This window comes from uncultured Dialister sp., from assembly GCF_900541605.1.
Classification (GTDB): domain Bacteria; phylum Bacillota; class Negativicutes; order Veillonellales; family Dialisteraceae; genus Dialister.
On record NZ_UQKJ01000041.1, the window covers coordinates 1 to 15,723 of the forward strand.

Sequence of the window (15,723 nt, forward strand, 5' to 3'; positions counted from 1 at the left end):
AGGACCGTCCCTGTTCGGTTTATCAAAAGTAAAGTAATGATCTGCTTTAGGTTTATAGACTACACCTTTTTTGCATTCCTCCGGAAGTATGATACTTATTTCTCCCTTTTCGCCTGTTCCGCCATCCCAAAGAGAACCGCGGGTTTTGAGTATCAAAAGATTATTTTCCAGACGCACCTCTAAATCTTCCCGTCCCGCTTTCACGATACCATAAATTAAATCGCATTTCGCCGTAGTCGGCCCGGGAGGCGCCGGCATTCGGCGCGCTTCCGCATCATTTCTCGAAAGAAGGGCTCCTGTTTTCTCATCATACCAGCCATGGACTTCTGCATTATAAACCATACCATTTTCTCTTGTACCGTCTGCCGGTTCCCCCTCATATAAAGGCTCCTCACTGGATTCCGTCGTAGAAACACCGACCTTGTTCAATACTTTTCCAAGATTGAAACCGGCAGCCGTATTCCCCATAACGCTGAAAGCTAATCCTGCTGCTATCCCTAATATTAATAATCTTTTTACGTTGGACATATTGACACCTCCCATTCTTACGATCTTCCCATACGATGAGGAACGAACTTTCCCTTCCCCGGCCTAAGCGTATACCTTAAATCTTCTCCCCGTTCAATATCCATTATATTACCAAGATCAGGCATTGTCAGTCTTGAAAAATAACCGGCACCATACCCCTCTTTGCTGAAAATAATATCATAATAAAGACCTTTGCTGAAATCAACAGTCACTTCAAAATATCCCCGTGCATCAGTTCTTGCAACCTCTACTGCATCACCGCCTTCAATTGATAATGTATGACCATCGACACTTTTCAGCTCAATACCGTCATAGTTATCGGTATAAGCACCCACCGCCGGTCCATAAAGAATAACTCCTTCCAGCGGCTTACGTTCGCCATCTTGACCTTTCACAAAAATATGCCCTTTAAATGTAAATACTTTGGAGTCCTTCCTCACTGAAGCTCCTTGTTTGGAATCGCCAGCCTCCTCTCCAGGAAGATTGATTTGCGGCAGTTTTAAACTTCCCAGATTAAATCCGGCTTCCACTGACATCGTCCCCAGCACCAAAGCTGCCAATACCAGTGTTAATACCCCTTTTCTCCTCATTTGCATGACACCTCCCGGTCTCCTAAAAAAATAAATAATAACATAACAGTTTTATTATGAGCTAAGTAAAATATTGCCTAAATACCAAAACAGATATTTATCCTAAATAAATTTAATTATCTATATATATTATGATAATATAATTTTTTTATAAGTGTCAAGCATATCCCAAACCAGTGCAGCAGGACATGAGTCACAAAACCGGCAATGTACAAACCATTCTGATCCACTAATGCGGAAAGTTATATCTTTTTTGCATACACAAAAAGCAACCCTCCCGGTTGCTTTTCTTTGGTGGGCGATGACAGGATCGAACTGCCGACATTCTGCTTGTAAGGCAGACGCTCTCCCAGCTGAGCTAATCGCCCGTATGTTGGTGACCTGTGCGAGATTCGAACTCGCGAACCCGCCGTGAAAGGGCGGTGTCTTAACCACTTGACGAACAGGCCACATATGGTGATCCATCCGCGACTCGAACGCGGGACACCTTGATTAAAAGTCAAGTGCTCTACCGACTGAGCTAATGGATCATTGGCAGGGGTAGTAGGATTCGAACCTACGCATGACGGAGTCAGAGTCCGTTGCCTTACCGCTTGGCGATACCCCTATGGCTCCTGAAGCAGGGTTCGAACCTGCGACATCGTGATTAACAGTCACGCGCTCTACCGGCTGAGCTATTCAGGAATCTGTACGTGAGTACGTGAATTATAATAACAAATCTTTTACATTTTCGCAATATCTTTTTTATTAAAATATGGAAAGAATTTAGAAAGTCGATGATAGGACAAGCAGTATTCTTGAAATGCAAGTAAATAAAGAGGTCGTATATTCTGTATAATTGGATTTTAACCCCATTTCCGCTACCCCTATGCTATAATGAAGTCGTATTATACACTTGTGTTATGCCAGTAAGGGGGACAATAATGTTAAGCGATATTGAAATTGCGCAGAAAGCGGAAATGAAGCCCATCACGGAAATTGGTGCTTCCATTGGTATTCCGGCAGAGGACCTGGAAAATTACGGTCCCTATAAGGCAAAACTTTCTTTGAAATTTACAAAGGAACTGGAAAAGAAGCCTATGGGCCACCTTATTCTGGTGACCGCTATTTCTCCAACTCCTGCAGGGGAAGGGAAGACAACCACCACTGTCGGTCTGGGACAGGCCCTGGCCCAGCTTGGCAAGAAGGCCATGATTTGCCTTCGTGAACCATCCCTTGGCCCCTGCATGGGAATTAAAGGCGGTGCTGCCGGCGGCGGTTATTCACAGGTAGTCCCCATGGAAGATATTAACCTTCATTTCACCGGTGACCTCCATGCAATCACCGCAGCTCATAACCTCCTGGCTGCCATGGTGGATAACCATATCCAGCAGGGCAATGTCCTCGGCATCGATCCCCGCCGGGTGGTGTGGAACCGGGTCATGGATATGAATGACCGCGTTCTCCGTCACATTGTCGTAGGCCTTGGCGGTCATGCAAATGGGGTACCCCGGGAAAGCGGATTTGACATTACCGTGGCATCTGAAGTTATGGCTATCCTTTGCCTTGCTACTTCTATCCGGGACATGAAGGAACGGTTCGCCAAGATCATCGTAGGATATACCTATGATAATAAGCCGGTCACTGCCGGTGATATCCATGCTCAGGGTGCCATGGCGGCCCTCATGAAGGATGCCCTGAAGCCGAACCTGGTGCAGACACTGGAACACGTACCGGCCTTCATTCATGGCGGTCCTTTCGCTAATATTGCCCATGGCTGCAATTCCATTCTTGCCACGAAGACAGCCCTTCATCTGGCGGATTACGTGGTTACGGAAGCCGGCTTCGGTGCTGACCTGGGGGCAGAAAAATTCCTGGATATCAAGTGCCGCTTTGCAGGCCTGAAGCCGGACGCCGCTGTACTGGTAGCCACTATCCGTGCCCTGAAGATGAACGGCGGCAAAGCAAAGAATGAACTCACTGAATCGGATCCGGAAGCAGTGAAGAGAGGACTTCCGAACCTGCTCCGTCATGTGGCAAACCTGAAGAAATTCGGACTGCCCATTGTGGTTGCCCTGAATATGTTCCCCAGCGATACGGCGGAAGAAAAGAAAGTTATTGAAGATGCCTGCAGGGAAGCGGGGGTACCGGTGGCTGAATCCACAGTCTTTGTGGATGGCGGCAGGGGCGGTCTTGACCTGGGCCGTAAGGTGCTGGAAGCCATTGACAGAGGTTCTTCCTATAAACCTCTCTATGACCTGGACCTGTCCCTGAAGGACAAGATTGAAACCATTGCGAAAAACATTTATGGCGCCGCCAATGTACAGTATGACAGCGCTGCGGAAAAAGAACTGAAGCACATTGAAGAAATGGGATTCAGAAATGTACCGGTCTGCATTGCCAAGACGCCGGTTTCCTTCTCCGATGATCCTTCCAAACTGGGCGCTCCCAGCGGATTTACTCTTCATGTAAGAGAAGTCAAAATTTCTGCAGGTGCCGGATTTGTGGTTGTCCTGACGGGCAAAGTCATGACCATGCCGGGTCTTCCGAAACGGCCGGCAGCTGAACGGATCGACGTAGATGATGATGGAAACATTACGGGGCTCTTCTGAGATGGCGGAAATACTGGACGGAAAAGAAACGGCAGCCTCCCTGGAAACGGTTCTCAAAGAGAGGCTGGCAAAGCTTCGAAAGCAGCAGTTGGAACCGAAACTGGCCATTATCCTGGCTGGCAGCAGCAAACCTTCTGCCATGTATGCATCGTTTATGCAGAAAGTGGCCAAGGGATATGGTATAGAATCTGAAATCTTCCGGGAATCTGAAGACATTACGGAAGAAGAACTGGGGAGCCTCATTACAGACCTCAGTCATGACCGGGAAATCACGGGCATCCTCATGATGATGCCTCTTCCAAAGGGCATTTCCGAAGAGAAAATGATTTCCCTCATTGATCCCGACAAAGATGTGGACGGTCTTACCGATACCAATAGCGGCCGCCTCTTTGCAGGAAAAGAAGGGCTCTTCGGCTGTACACCCCGGGCAGTGATGGCTATCCTTGACCATTACCATATCAATCCCGATGGAAAGAAGGCTGTAGTCATCGGGCGGAGCAACGTCATCGGCAAACCGGTGTCCCTGATGCTCCTGAAGAAGAATGCCACCGTCACCATCTGCCATTCCCATACAAAGGATGTGGCACACATCACAAAGGACGCTGACATCCTGGTGGCTGCCGTGGGCCATGCAGGCTATGTGACTGCAGACATGGTGAAAGAAGGGGCTGTGGTCATCGACGTAGGCATTAACCGGGTCAATGGCAAGACCGTGGGAGATGTGGCCTTTGAAGAAGTGGCGGAAAAGGCTGGGGCCATCACTCCTGTCCCTGGAGGTGTTGGCAGCGTGACTACGACCATGGTCATAGAAAATATCATTGCTGCAGGTGAGAAACAGCTGGCAAAGCGTGGATAATCTGTAGAAAAAGCCGTGAGCAATCACGGCTTTTTTTGACAGATAGCGGATCCGGTTCAGATATAATCCTGATGACTCTTACTCTATATCGTAGAATTGACTCAGCATGGGGTTCTCTTTTTAGAAGGGAGATGTCCATCATCGCTTCCCAATAGTGTTGGGGAAGCGATGATGGGAAATGGAACGCAGAACCTGTTTTTCCAAATTTCAATCTCTGCCCCAGTCTCAATCCCGCTTGTATTGTCCGCCGTCCCCCTTTTCCATCGTCTGCGGACGGTATATAATAATTTACATCAGTGATTGATGAGAAATTTCGAAAAGAGGCAGTCCATGGGTTTCATTCACCGCGTTTCCAGCTATCTTCGGAAGGACCGGTTCCAGGTCCCTCCCCAGGATGAAAGAATCGGGAAAATTGATGAAGGGGCTCTTTCTATCCTTTCTGCATTTCGCAGGGAGGGGAAAGAGGCTTTTGTGGTGGGCGGCTGTGTGAGGGACCTTCTCATGGGCCGTATTCCGAATGATTGGGATATTACCACCTCCGCCAGGCCTGAGGAGACTATGGCTATTGCCGGCAGGCAGGGCTGGAAAGCTGTCGATGGCGGCGGCCGCCGTTTCGGTACGGTCATTGTGGTGGTATATGGGCAGAATTACGAAGTCACCACATTTCGCAGGGAAGTGTATGGACAGGATTCGCACAGGCCGGAGGAGATTTCTTTTTCTGATACCTTGAAGGAGGATGTGAGCCGCCGGGATTTTACGGTGAATGCCATGGCCCTGGACCGGGATGGCGTGCTCTATGATTATTTTGATGGCCTTTCAGACTTGGAGCATAAACGGCTTCGGACCGTGGGCAATGCGGCAGACCGGTTCCAGGAAGATGCGCTTCGGCTCTTCCGGGCCTGCCGGTTCCTGGGTCAGTTGGATTTCATGGCAGATTCCAGCCTCGTTGAGGGAATGAAGTCTGCATTTCCCCGGGTATCAGGCCTTTCTCTGGAACGGGTGCGGGATGAAGTGGACAAGCTCATTGTGACGTCCCATGCAGCCCGGGGATTTGACCTGATGGTGCGGACCGGGCTTGCCGATTGCTCCTGCCGGGCCAAAGAAAAAGGCATATTTACGGATATTCCCATACTGCCGGAACTGTCCCATCTTGTAGGACTTCCGCAGCAGAAGGAATTTCATAAGTACGATGGCTGGTACCACACACTGGCGGTGCTGGAAGCATCGAAACCGGTGCTCGTTAACCGTTGGGCGGCTTTTCTCCATGATGTGGGGAAGGGTATGCCCGGCATCCGAGCTGTCCGTAAGGGAAAATTAACAGACTATGGCCACGATACCAAGGGGGCCGAAATGGCCAGGGGGATCTTGACCCGCTGGAAACGTCCGACACCTTTTACGGATCGGGTGGTGTGGCTTGTGGAAAATCACATGAAGTTTCACTACTTTGCTAATGTGCCTGAGGCGGACGGACTGAAATGGATCCGGTCCATGGCTAGAAATAAAGTGTTTTCCTCTTCCCGTGATATGGCAGAAGCCTTTGTTCAGATGACGGACCTGGGGAATGCGGATATTATCGGCTGTGGTAAGGAACTGTCCGATACGGAAGGGCACAGCGCTTTTGGCCGGTATATGGAGAAACTGGCTCTTTCCATGCCTGTTTCAACCCATGAACTGCACTATGGAAAAGAGGTACCGGAAGCCCTTGGCCCCTATGTGGCTGAGGGAATGCAGAACCTTCTTCTTCGTGTGCAGAACGGAAATCTGGAGAATACGCCGGAGGTTCTCCATGAGGCGGCAATAAGATATAAGAGGAGACGGGATAATGAAAAGAGAAACACCTAGAAACCGCATGCGGAATAGAACGGTTTCCCTTTCCATCCTTCTCTGTGCCATAGGGGTCATTCTTGCAGGGAAACTGCTGTGGACCCAGATCATCAGGGGTCATCATTATGAGGACATGGCCCTGGGACAGACCGAAGGAATCCAGACTCTCTATTCACCTCGCGGTACCATTTATGACCGCAATGGGAAGGAACTGGCTTTTTCCATCATGGTGAAGTCCCTCTATGCGGATCCGGGCATGATGAATGTAAGTCCCGAAGAAGCGGCTAAAGAACTGGCGCCGCTGCTTCATAAAAAAGAAGGGGACCTGGCCAAAGCTATGAGCCAGAAAACCCGCTTTGTATGGCTTGAACGAATCATGGACCCGGAAGATTCTGAAAAAGTGGAAGAACTGCTTAAGGATAAGAAATGGAAGGGCTTTGGCTTTTTTGATGAAAGCCGAAGGTTTTATCCCAACGGGGAAATGGCAGCTAATGTACTGGGCTTTGTCGGATATGACGATAAGGGGTTGGATGGCCTCGAAAAATCTTTGGATACCCTCATCCGAGGAGGGACGAACAAGCAGCATATTTTGACCGATGCCAGGGGAAATCCTATCCTGAAGTCCGCTATGGCGCCCTATAAAGCGGATAAGGAACGATCTGTATATCTTACTATTGACCAGAATATCCAGTTTTATGCGGAACGGGCACTTGACCGGGCCATGTCGGAGACCCATGCCAATGGAGGCATTATTCTTGTGATGGACCCCAAAACAGGGGCCATTCTGGCCCTGGGAAACCGTCCATCCTATGATCCCAATCACTTTGATAAAGCCACAGAAGCGGAATTCAAGAACCGGGCGGTGGTAGATATCTATGAACCGGGTTCCACATTCAAGCCGATTATTGCTTCTGCTGCCCTTTCTGCCGGCACCTATGATACACAGCGGGTGTGGCATGATCCCGGCGCAGTCTGGGCATCGGGCCATGCCATCCGGAACTGGGATGATGGATCCTACGGGGATGTGCGGCTGGTGGATATCCTGAAATTCTCCATCAATACCGGCTTTGCCCATATCGGCCTTCTCACCGGAGGAAAGACACTCACGGAATATGCAAAGAAGTTCGGCTTCGGCCAGCCCACGGGCATTGAACTTCCCGGTGAGGGCAGCGGTATCCTCTTTGATCCGAAAGAAATGCGGGCTATCGATGTGGCCACCATGTCTATCGGCCAGGGCATTGCGGTGACACCGCTCCAGATGGTGCAGGCCTACAGTGCCATTGCTAACGGGGGCAAAATGGTGAAGCCCCATGTAATCCAGTCCATCAAAAATCCGGACGGCAGCGATTATAAAGTCACCGATACCGAATACAGCGGAGAACCGATTTCTCAGACCGTGGCGGACGAAGTAAAAGATATGATGGAGAAGGAAGTCTCCGAAGGCGGCGGTACCAATGCAAAGATACCGGGGTACCATATGGCCGGAAAAACGGGAACTGCCCAGAAACTGGATGCCAGGAACGGCGGCTACCTGAAGGGCCAGTATATCGCCTCTTTCTGCGGCTTTGGTCCCACAGAAGACCCCAGGGCCATCTGTCTGGTGGTACTGGATACGCCAAAGGGAACTTTTTATGGCGGGCAGGTAGCAGCGCCGGTCTTCAAGGAGGCTATGACCCAGATCATGCGGTATCTCCAGGTACCTACGCTGGATGACCAGGCAAACCATGCCAAACCGCAGAATAAACCTATTGAACTGTACAAACCAAAACTTCCTCCGGAAAATGCCAAGGAATTCCGTCTGCCCAGCTTTACCGGCTGGTCCATGCGGGACGTGGGGGAATGGCTCACCAGGGCGGGGCTGGGATTCCAGCCTGATGGCAGCGGCTACGCCGATAGCCAGAGTCCGGGTATAGGAGCCAGAGTACACAGGGGAGACAATGTGAAGGTCCATTTCTCCCATCATGACTGAAAAATCAGCAGCTCGTCCCAGGTGGGCGACTGCTGATTTTTGCATTTTGGCAGGGGGGTGATGCATGTCTTTGCAGCTAACCCACAACTGTTAGCCCTATTCACTCCGTTTGTGTCACTTACCAGCCACCGATTCTCGGACTATGATACAATATAACTGTCTAAATTCCTTTAATTTGAAGAAAGGATACAATCGTGGAACCAAATGCAGTGACCAAAGTAGTGACCGATGAAATCGGCATTACTGCCAAATTTATGGAAGATCTGAAAATGTTTGCTTTTACCAAGGGCATCGATCTCATAGAGGCGGTCATCCTCTTTATCATAGGATATATAATCTGCCGGTATATTCGGAAAGCCGTAGAGCATATCCTGGACAGGAGCAGTGTAGACCCTTCGGCGAAGACGTTCATTTCTGAAATCATTTTCTTTTTCTGCCTGGCCATTGTAGCCATTGTGGCCCTCGGTACGGCAGGCGTGGCGGCAGGGACTCTTGCCGCAGCTTTCGGTGGTATCGGATTGGCTATCGGTCTTGGTCTCAAGGACAATATCGGAAATGTGGCATCCGGTATATTTATCCTTATTTTCCGTCCTTTCCGGGTGGGGGATTATATCCAGGTCGGAGGAAACCAGGGCACGGTGACCGATATCCGTATCATGTATACCCTGATTTCTACCCTGGGAAACCAGATGATCGTTATCCCTAATTCTTCTCTCATCAACAGCGTCATCAAGAACTATTCTGCCTTTGATACGAGGAATTTGGAATTTACTTTTGACGTCGGCTACGATACGAATCTGCCGGAATGCATTGCGCTCCTGAAAAAATTATTTGCGGAAGATTCCTATGTGCTGAATAAGGAAGACCTTCCTGTCTATGTGAGCGGCATGGCCGAATCATCTATACGTATCTACGTGAGGGCCCAGGTAGAACGGACCAAGTACTTTGACGCCCAGAATGAGCTGTATATCAAGGTGAAAGAAGCCTTCGACAAGGCGGGAATCGATATTCCCTTTCCCCAGGTGGTGGTGCATCGAGCGAAGGAATGAGCTGCTTTTCAGCTGGCCTTTGCATATTCCGGCTTTCTCTTTCCTATTGACACTCCCATATGCCGGTGATATACTCTGTTCATATAAGAAAACCGCAGAACAGGAAGAGTAGCCTGAATGGAAGCCATCCAAGGGAGCCGGCGCAAGTGGAAGTCCGGTATGGCAGTTCATGTGAATGGGCCTGGGAGGTGCAGCGCTGAGCCGTAAGGGGTAGGTGCTGACGGAATTCTCCGTTATGGAATTTGAGCCGGGCATTTTGCCAATATGGGTGGTACCGCGGAATTGTATCCTTTCGTCCCTTTGCTTTCGAGCAGGGAGCGAAAGGATTTTTTAGTATTTATTTTTCAGGAGGATGGTTATTATGGAAAGGGTCATGGATGTTTCAAAGCTTGTCTTCACCAAGGCGAGAGGGGGCAGGTTCCGGTGGCTCACCATTTCCACACTCATGCTGGCCATCGGCATGCTGCTGCACCTGGTATCTCCATCGGTTGCCGGGTTCACGCCGAACTGGATGATTGCCTGCTATGTGGTGGCGATCCTTCTCACGAAGCCCAGCTATAAGCAGTGCCTTGGCATCTGCATGGTGGCGGCGCTGATGGAAGTTTTCACCAGTAAATCCGCTTTCCCCTATGGCGATTTCGCTTCCGAATTCTTCGGGGCCTATGTGGCCGGATTCTTTGCCCATTCCGTACCGCCCATTAAGATTGGGAAATTTTCTCTTCGTCCGGCGATTGCGGGATTCATTACTACCTGTGTTTCCGGCTTTACTTTCGTGGCTATCCTGACGGTGGTTATGGGAATTCCGATGAAGGTATTCCTCTATGGCATGCTTCCGGCGGTTGCCATGGTAGGTATCGGAAATGGCATCATTACGCCGTTCCTCTATTTCCCGGCACTTCGCCTTTTCAAGTCCATGCACTACATGGCAGAGTCCGACGTGGAGGATAGTGATCACAGCGGCCTGGTCCTTGAACAGAGCCAGGAGGGGGTCATCAGCGTGGAACATCTGACTTATACTTATCCCTTTGCGAAGGAACCGGCGCTGAAAGATGTGTCCATGGCTGCGGAAAAAGGGGACTTCATCGTTGTTACCGGGCCGAACGGTGCCGGTAAGACCACGCTCCTCATGTCCATGGCCGGCGCTATTCCCCATTACTATGGGGGCACCATGAAAGGCATGGTATTCACCGGAGGCAAAGCGGTGACCCAGCACACCATCGCAGACCTGGCTTCTTCCATCGGCGTTATTCTTTCCGATTACAAAGCACAGATCGTTACTTTGACGGTGGGTGAAGAAATGGCCTTTACCCTTGAAAACCATGGATTCCCTCCGGATGAAATCCGCCGCCGTTCGAGGGAAGCCCTGGCCAAGGTCCATCTGAATGGCCTGGAAGAAAGAAAGGTGTCCACCCTTTCCGGCGGCCAGTGCCAGCGTCTCGTAGTTGCCGCTGTACTGGCGGAGGAACCGCAGGTCCTTGTCTTTGATGAACCGACCTCCGCACTGGATCCGGAAGGCATCCGGGAGTTCTATGAGATGGTGGGCGAATTGAATCAGAAGGAAGGCCTTACGGTAATCGTGGCAGAACATCATCTGGAAGCCACCCTTCCCTATGCAAAGAAGTTTGTCCTTATGAATAAAGGTGAAATTGTGAGCCAGGGTACACCGGAAGAAGTGATGCGGGATATGAAGAAAAACCATATCTATGAAGAAGCTATTCCGGACATGTATCGGGCCCAGTTGGAACTGGAAGACTGGGGCGTGTCCTTTGAAAAACCGTTCTTGAATATCCGGGACGCTGAACAGTCGGTGGTTGATTCCTTTAAGGAAGGAGGAAGAGAAAATGCTTGAACTGAAGAATGTGTCATTCCGCTATGCGAAGAATATGCCCCTTGTTCTTGATGATATTTCCCTGTCCTTCGATAAGGGTGAGTTCGTAGCTATAACAGGAAGAAATGGCAGCGGCAAAACCACTATTACCAGGCTGCTCACGGGATTGGAAAAACCGACATCCGGCAGGGTGCTTTATAATGGAGCCGATGTAACGAAAGAGGAAGCGTCTGATCGCAGCCGCTTTATCGGGTATGTATTCCAGCAGCCGGACCGGCAGATGTTTATGCCCACGGTGCGCGAAGAAATCGCATTTGGCCCCTTCCATCAGGGAAAGCGGGGAGAAGAACTGGAAAGTGCCATTGACCGGGCTATGGAAGATACGGATACCAGGGCCCTGGAAAATGAATATCCGAGAACCCTTTCCCGCGGAGACCAGCAGCGGGTGGCCATTGCTTCGGCCCTGGCCATGGATACGGAATTTCTGGTCCTCGATGAACCGACCAGCGGCCAGGATGGTAGGGAAAAGAAACGGCTCATGGGGCTCATGGAAAGTCTCCAGCAAAAGGGAATTACCATTATCCTTGTAACCCATGATATGGATATCGTGGCCCGGGACTGCACAAGGGTAGTAGTCATCGCTAGCCATAAAGTGGTCTTTGATGATAAACCGGAAATTCTTTTCTCTGAGGCAAATCGTCCGGAGGACTGGGGCCTTGCCTATCCGCCGGCGGTTCTTCTGGGACGCCGGCTCCCTGGGTCACCGTATTGCCGGGATATGGAGAGCTTCTGTAAAGAATTCATCCTTCGGAAAGGAGGTGCTTCCAGATGAGAAACCTGGTACCTTTGACAAAAATTCTGCTGACCTTCGGTACCGCCGTATGGGCTATCGTTCTCCACCAGCCGGAAAGCCTCCTTGCCCTCTGTATTCTGGAAGTGCTGGTCCTTCTGGTGTCCGGTGAACTCATCCGTAACCTGAAAGCCCTGATTATGCTCATTATTTTTGCAGCCCTTCTCGGAGTCATTGAAAAGGTGGGCGGCGGCAGCACTACGGAATCCGTGGTAGCAGCCCTCCGCATGCTGGGCATGACCATTATCTTTATTTATCTCCTTGGTACAGTGAAACTCCAGGACCTGACGGCATCCATGGTACGACAGCTGAAGGTACCCTATGAATATGCCTTCATGTTCACCGCTGGCCTTCGCTTTATTCCTGATTTCATTGAAGAAAACCGTGCTGTATCGGAAGCCCAGGCCTGCCGTGGGCTGGCGGTAAAAGGCAATTTCTTCAAGCAGGTAAAACGGTATATGTCTATTGTCCGCCCGCTGATGCTCCGTTCTCTGGGACGGAGTGAAACCATGGCTCTTTCTTTGGAACTCCGGGGCTTTGGTGGATCCAGGAGAACATTCATGGAAAGCGTGGCACCGAAAGGAAAGGATTATTTCTTTATGATTCTCATCCTTATTATTACCATTGCCGTCATTTATGGACGGGTGAAGATGGGAATGTAATGAAATAACCGGTCTTTGGCCAGGGCATGTTATTAATCATGCTATGCATAAAAAAGCACTGAAATGTTTTCATTTCAGTGCTTTTTTTCATCGGTTATCTACTTTTTCCGGATTCATATCGTGGTGAAGAAGACGGTAGCGGGCGAAATCTTTCCATTCCGTACCGGGAATGCCGTAATTGCAGTAAGGATCAATGGAAAGACCGCCGCGGGGAAGGAATTTGCCCCATACTTCTATATAGCGGGGACGGAGCAGACGAATCAGGTCGGTCATAATCATATTGACGCAGTCTTCGTGGAAATCACCGTGATTCCGATAGCTGAAAAGGTAGAGCTTCAGGGATTTGCTTTCTACCATCCATTTATCAGGAATATAGGAAATATAGATGGTGGCGAAATCGGGCTGCCCCGTTTTCGGGCAGAGGCTCGTGAATTCAGGACAATTGAACTTGATGAAATAATCCCGGTCTTCATGCTTATTGGGAATTTTTTCCAGAAGATTCGGATCATAATCATAGAAATACTTCGTATTTCGGCTGCCCAGCTGGGTGAGCTGGTCCAGACCTTCTCTTTTTTGTGTCATAGGTTACCTCGTATTAATAAAATTCTATGTAACTGTTACAAGAATAGCATAGTTAAGAGAAGATGTAAACATGGTAATCCAGGACTCCTTGTAGAATAGCCCGGCCTATGGTACAGTTTATTCAGATACTATAGATGGGATATTTTCCCATAGGATTAGATAGGGGTGAAATATTCATGAATACAGAAGGCCGTGACAAGATGGATGAAAAGGAGCTGACCGAAGAAGAATTGCAGGAATTCATGGCATCCTACAAGAAAGAACTGGCCCACATCTACAAAACATCCAGCGCCAAGAAAGCCTTCATGGCCCGGCAGCACCTGCCGAACCTGAAAGAAGCCCTGGAGGAGTGCGACCGGGAAATGCGGGAGGACATAGAAGAACTGAAGCACAAGTACGGGATACACTATTGATGAGTGGCGGCTGCACATGTGAATGGGGCTAAAGGTGGTGGGTCGGGCTCCGCTCCGCTGGCCCGACCAGGTTGTGGCTGCTTGCCAAGGCTAATGCCTTGGCGCAGCGGGGGCATAAGGTTCTATAGCCGCCTTCGGCGGCAAATCCACGTTATGCCCCCCGGTGCGAAGCACCCACAACCCGGTCAGCAAGCGCAGCGACGCTGACCCACCACCTTTAGCCCCATCCATACGATTGGCATACGCCGCTCATCTCATCTAATTATATTCTAATTTGCAGAAACGAAAAATATATGGTATAGTATCCTTGTTGCCCGATGAGGGCGGCGGGCCTTGAAAAATCTTTTACATCACATAAAAAAAGATTTGACAGAAAGCCCCGAAAATGATGTAATCATCTTCGTTGAACGGACCATTAGCTCAGCTGGCAGAGCACCTGACTCTTAATCAGGGTGTCCGGGGTTCGAACCCCTGATGGTCCACCAGTCAATCAAGCTCGAAACTATCGAAGGTTTCGAGCTTTTATATTTTCTACCAAAGGGTCTGAAATGGCCTATCTTCTACCAAATTTTCTACCAAATGAAAAAATCCCGTATTCTGGGTTGCAGGGTACGGGATTTTTTTATTTGGCCTTTTCCTTTTTTTCGAAGAGGGCATCCATGGCATCGGCGGAGGTGCGGGCCAGGCGGTCTGTAACATGCTGGTAGAGGTTCTGGGTGATGACGGTATCCGAGTGCCGGAGCTGCCTCGATACGAGTTTGATGTCAACGCCCTGCTCCAGAAGGAGGGTGGCGGCGGTGTGGCGAAGGTCATGGACCCGGAGGTGGGGGAGCCCTGTTTCTTTCAGAAGTGCCTCGAATTCCTGGTAGATCCAGTTTGGAGCACAGGGGTGTCCATCCTCATGGCAGAGGACCAGACCATTATCGGTGTAACACATGCCGAGGAGCATGCGGTTCCGCTGCTGCCACAGGTACATGCGCCGCAGGGCATCCACTGCCAGGGAGGGAATGTATATTTTTCCGGCGGAGGCTTCGGTCTTTGCTTCATCGATGACGAGGGACGTTTTTTTTGAGCCTTTGAAAACTTTGTAGTAGTGGCCATTCGCTATGTCCTTGTTGTACCGCCTGGCCATAGTGTGGCGGACGGTGAGGGAGCCCTCATCCATGTCCACGTCCTTCCATTCCAGGGCGCACATTTCGCCGCGGCGCAGGCCGCAGAGAGCGCCGAGGCATACCACCACTTCACGGATGGGAATAGCGTAGGCGCCTGCGGTTTCCAGAAGCTTTTGCACCTCCTCCATGGTGGCCACGTGGGCCTCATATTTTACAGGGGCAGGAGGCGTCACCGCATCGCAGGGGTTTACGATGATGAGCTTCCATTTCACCGCCGCCTGGAAGGCCAGCCGCAGGACTCTGTATTCTAGACGGATGAGGTATGGGAAATCCCTGCATCCAGTTCTGCCTTGATGTAGGCATCGATGTCCTCCGAGGTAATCCGGTCCAGTTTCTTATCCCCCAGGAGGCGGCAGACCCGATTCCTCACATACTTGTAGTTCTCATAGGTGGAAGGCTTCTTCGATGGGGGCTTTACACAGAGCTCCAGGTACCGGTCGAAGTGGGAAGAGAGGGTGGCCACTGCCTTTTCCGCCTGTACTTTGATGAGTCCGGCGGAGGCGCGGTACTCCAGGTCTTTCTCTATGGCCCTGGCTGCCCGGGCGCTGACCTCTCCCGTGGAAATCCATTTCTTTTTCCACTTCCCATTTTCCTTGTAGTTCAGGACGACATACCATATTTTTCCTTTTTTCTGCAGCATAAAAAGGCTCCTTTCCATAGAATGGGAGAAGAGCCTTTTTATCCATTTTGCGGACGTCCGCAAGATGGTATAATAATTTCGGCTCCTCTCTTGCACTGGACCAGCCTGCCGCAGGTGCCTCCTGCGGCCTCCCCGCCGTACTGCCAATACGGCGGGGATTTTTGTAAAA

The 15,723-nt window shown here is 50.3% G+C and carries 14 protein-coding genes, 6 tRNA genes and 1 other annotated feature; of the genes, 10 read left to right on the top strand and 10 right to left on the bottom strand.

The genetic code is table 11. From position 1 onward, the window contains the following. The 7 genes from QZR21_RS04295 to QZR21_RS04325 all read right to left on the bottom strand — a co-directional run. On the bottom strand, positions 1-528 hold a 528-nt coding region (locus tag QZR21_RS04295), incomplete at its 3' end, for a hypothetical protein (RefSeq protein ID WP_296973946.1). 17 nt (positions 529-545) lie between these two features. Continuing rightward, positions 546-1,118 (bottom strand): hypothetical protein, encoded by a 573-nt coding sequence (locus QZR21_RS04300; RefSeq protein ID WP_156777734.1) that lies wholly within the window; start codon positions 1,116-1,118, stop codon positions 546-548. A 292-nt stretch (positions 1,119-1,410) separates the two neighbouring features. Further along, positions 1,411-1,486 (bottom strand) — tRNA-Val (locus QZR21_RS04305). 6 nt (positions 1,487-1,492) lie between these two features. Next, a tRNA-Glu gene (locus tag QZR21_RS04310) sits at positions 1,493-1,567 on the bottom strand. Positions 1,568-1,572: 5 nt separating this feature from the next. Continuing rightward, positions 1,573-1,648, bottom strand: a tRNA-Lys gene (locus QZR21_RS04315). Positions 1,649-1,650: 2 nt separating this feature from the next. After that, positions 1,651-1,725: transfer RNA gene (locus QZR21_RS04320), tRNA-Gln, on the bottom strand. A 1-nt stretch (position 1,726) separates the two neighbouring features. Further along, positions 1,727-1,802 (bottom strand) — tRNA-Asn (locus QZR21_RS04325). A 239-nt stretch (positions 1,803-2,041) separates the two neighbouring features. Between QZR21_RS04325 and QZR21_RS04330 the strand changes: the two genes are divergently transcribed. The 8 genes from QZR21_RS04330 (at position 2,042) to QZR21_RS04365 (ending at position 12,747) form a co-directional block, all read left to right on the top strand. Further along, a complete protein-coding gene (locus QZR21_RS04330; protein WP_296097039.1) occupies positions 2,042-3,709 on the top strand; it encodes a formate--tetrahydrofolate ligase in 1,668 nt (555 codons plus the stop codon). Next, positions 3,681-4,565 (top strand): bifunctional 5,10-methylenetetrahydrofolate dehydrogenase/5,10-methenyltetrahydrofolate cyclohydrolase, encoded by an 885-nt coding sequence (locus tag QZR21_RS04335; protein ID WP_296097037.1) that lies wholly within the window; start codon positions 3,681-3,683, stop codon positions 4,563-4,565. The genes QZR21_RS04330 and QZR21_RS04335 overlap by 29 nt, the downstream gene beginning before the upstream one ends. Positions 4,566-4,895: 330 nt before the next feature. After that, positions 4,896-6,407 carry a CCA tRNA nucleotidyltransferase gene (locus QZR21_RS04340; RefSeq protein WP_296973953.1) on the top strand — a complete coding sequence of 504 codons (1,512 nt, stop codon included), beginning with the start codon at positions 4,896-4,898 and terminating at the stop codon, positions 6,405-6,407. Continuing rightward, entirely contained in the window at positions 6,388-8,358 is a 1,971-nt protein-coding gene (locus QZR21_RS04345; protein WP_296097033.1) for a penicillin-binding protein, read from the top strand. The genes QZR21_RS04340 and QZR21_RS04345 overlap by 20 nt, the downstream gene beginning before the upstream one ends. A gap of 194 nt (positions 8,359-8,552) precedes the next feature. Beyond that, positions 8,553-9,407, top strand: a complete 855-nt coding sequence (locus QZR21_RS04350; RefSeq protein ID WP_296097029.1) for a mechanosensitive ion channel family protein — start codon at positions 8,553-8,555, stop codon at positions 9,405-9,407. Positions 9,408-9,493: 86 nt separating this feature from the next. Next, positions 9,494-9,710, top strand: a binding site (T-box leader). Positions 9,711-9,768: 58 nt separating this feature from the next. Then, positions 9,769-11,256: a tryptophan transporter gene (locus tag QZR21_RS04355; protein WP_296097026.1), complete on the top strand. Its 1,488-nt coding sequence runs from the start codon at positions 9,769-9,771 to the stop codon at positions 11,254-11,256. Continuing rightward, positions 11,249-12,067: an energy-coupling factor ABC transporter ATP-binding protein gene (locus tag QZR21_RS04360; protein ID WP_296973957.1), complete on the top strand. Its 819-nt coding sequence runs from the start codon at positions 11,249-11,251 to the stop codon at positions 12,065-12,067. The genes QZR21_RS04355 and QZR21_RS04360 overlap by 8 nt, the downstream gene beginning before the upstream one ends. Next, on the top strand, positions 12,064-12,747 hold the full coding sequence (locus QZR21_RS04365; RefSeq protein WP_296097019.1) for an energy-coupling factor transporter transmembrane component T: 684 nt from the start codon (positions 12,064-12,066) through the stop codon (positions 12,745-12,747). Before QZR21_RS04360 ends, QZR21_RS04365 begins: the two co-directional genes overlap by 4 nt. An 87-nt stretch (positions 12,748-12,834) precedes the next feature. Here QZR21_RS04365 and queF read toward each other — a convergent pair whose 3' ends face one another. Next, positions 12,835-13,329, bottom strand: a complete 495-nt coding sequence (gene queF / locus QZR21_RS04370; RefSeq protein ID WP_296097018.1) for a preQ(1) synthase — start codon at positions 13,327-13,329, stop codon at positions 12,835-12,837. A gap of 176 nt (positions 13,330-13,505) precedes the next feature. On the opposite strand from queF, the gene QZR21_RS04375 reads away from it, so the two are divergent. Continuing rightward, positions 13,506-13,742: a hypothetical protein gene (locus QZR21_RS04375; protein ID WP_296097015.1), complete on the top strand. Its 237-nt coding sequence runs from the start codon at positions 13,506-13,508 to the stop codon at positions 13,740-13,742. A gap of 409 nt (positions 13,743-14,151) precedes the next feature. Continuing rightward, positions 14,152-14,227: transfer RNA gene (locus QZR21_RS04380), tRNA-Lys, on the top strand. A gap of 137 nt (positions 14,228-14,364) precedes the next feature. Here QZR21_RS04380 and QZR21_RS04385 read toward each other — a convergent pair. Next, positions 14,365-15,126 carry a site-specific integrase gene (locus QZR21_RS04385; protein ID WP_296097012.1) on the bottom strand — a complete coding sequence of 254 codons (762 nt, stop codon included), beginning with the start codon at positions 15,124-15,126 and terminating at the stop codon, positions 14,365-14,367. A 35-nt stretch (positions 15,127-15,161) separates the two neighbouring features. Further along, positions 15,162-15,554, bottom strand: coding sequence for a hypothetical protein (locus QZR21_RS04390; RefSeq protein WP_296097009.1), 393 nt, complete (start codon positions 15,552-15,554; stop codon positions 15,162-15,164). Positions 15,555-15,723 lie beyond the last annotated feature (169 nt).

Excerpts from the sequence above, each read along its gene's own strand:
- QZR21_RS04300 (WP_156777734.1), bottom strand. The coding sequence starts at position 1,118 with ATGAGGAGAAAAGGGGTATTAACACTGGTATTGGCAGCTTTGGTGCTG.
- QZR21_RS04330 (WP_296097039.1), top strand. The coding sequence starts at position 2,042 with ATGTTAAGCGATATTGAAATTGCGCAGAAAGCGGAAATGAAGCCCATC.
- QZR21_RS04335 (WP_296097037.1), top strand. The coding sequence starts at position 3,681 with ATGATGGAAACATTACGGGGCTCTTCTGAGATGGCGGAAATACTGGAC.
- QZR21_RS04340 (WP_296973953.1), top strand. The coding sequence starts at position 4,896 with ATGGGTTTCATTCACCGCGTTTCCAGCTATCTTCGGAAGGACCGGTTC.
- QZR21_RS04345 (WP_296097033.1), top strand. The coding sequence starts at position 6,388 with ATGAAAAGAGAAACACCTAGAAACCGCATGCGGAATAGAACGGTTTCC.
- QZR21_RS04355 (WP_296097026.1), top strand. The coding sequence starts at position 9,769 with ATGGAAAGGGTCATGGATGTTTCAAAGCTTGTCTTCACCAAGGCGAGA.
- QZR21_RS04360 (WP_296973957.1), top strand. The coding sequence starts at position 11,249 with ATGCTTGAACTGAAGAATGTGTCATTCCGCTATGCGAAGAATATGCCC.
- QZR21_RS04365 (WP_296097019.1), top strand. The coding sequence starts at position 12,064 with ATGAGAAACCTGGTACCTTTGACAAAAATTCTGCTGACCTTCGGTACC.
- queF (WP_296097018.1), bottom strand. The coding sequence starts at position 13,329 with ATGACACAAAAAAGAGAAGGTCTGGACCAGCTCACCCAGCTGGGCAGC.
- QZR21_RS04375 (WP_296097015.1), top strand. The coding sequence starts at position 13,506 with ATGAATACAGAAGGCCGTGACAAGATGGATGAAAAGGAGCTGACCGAA.
- QZR21_RS04390 (WP_296097009.1), bottom strand. The coding sequence starts at position 15,554 with ATGCTGCAGAAAAAAGGAAAAATATGGTATGTCGTCCTGAACTACAAG.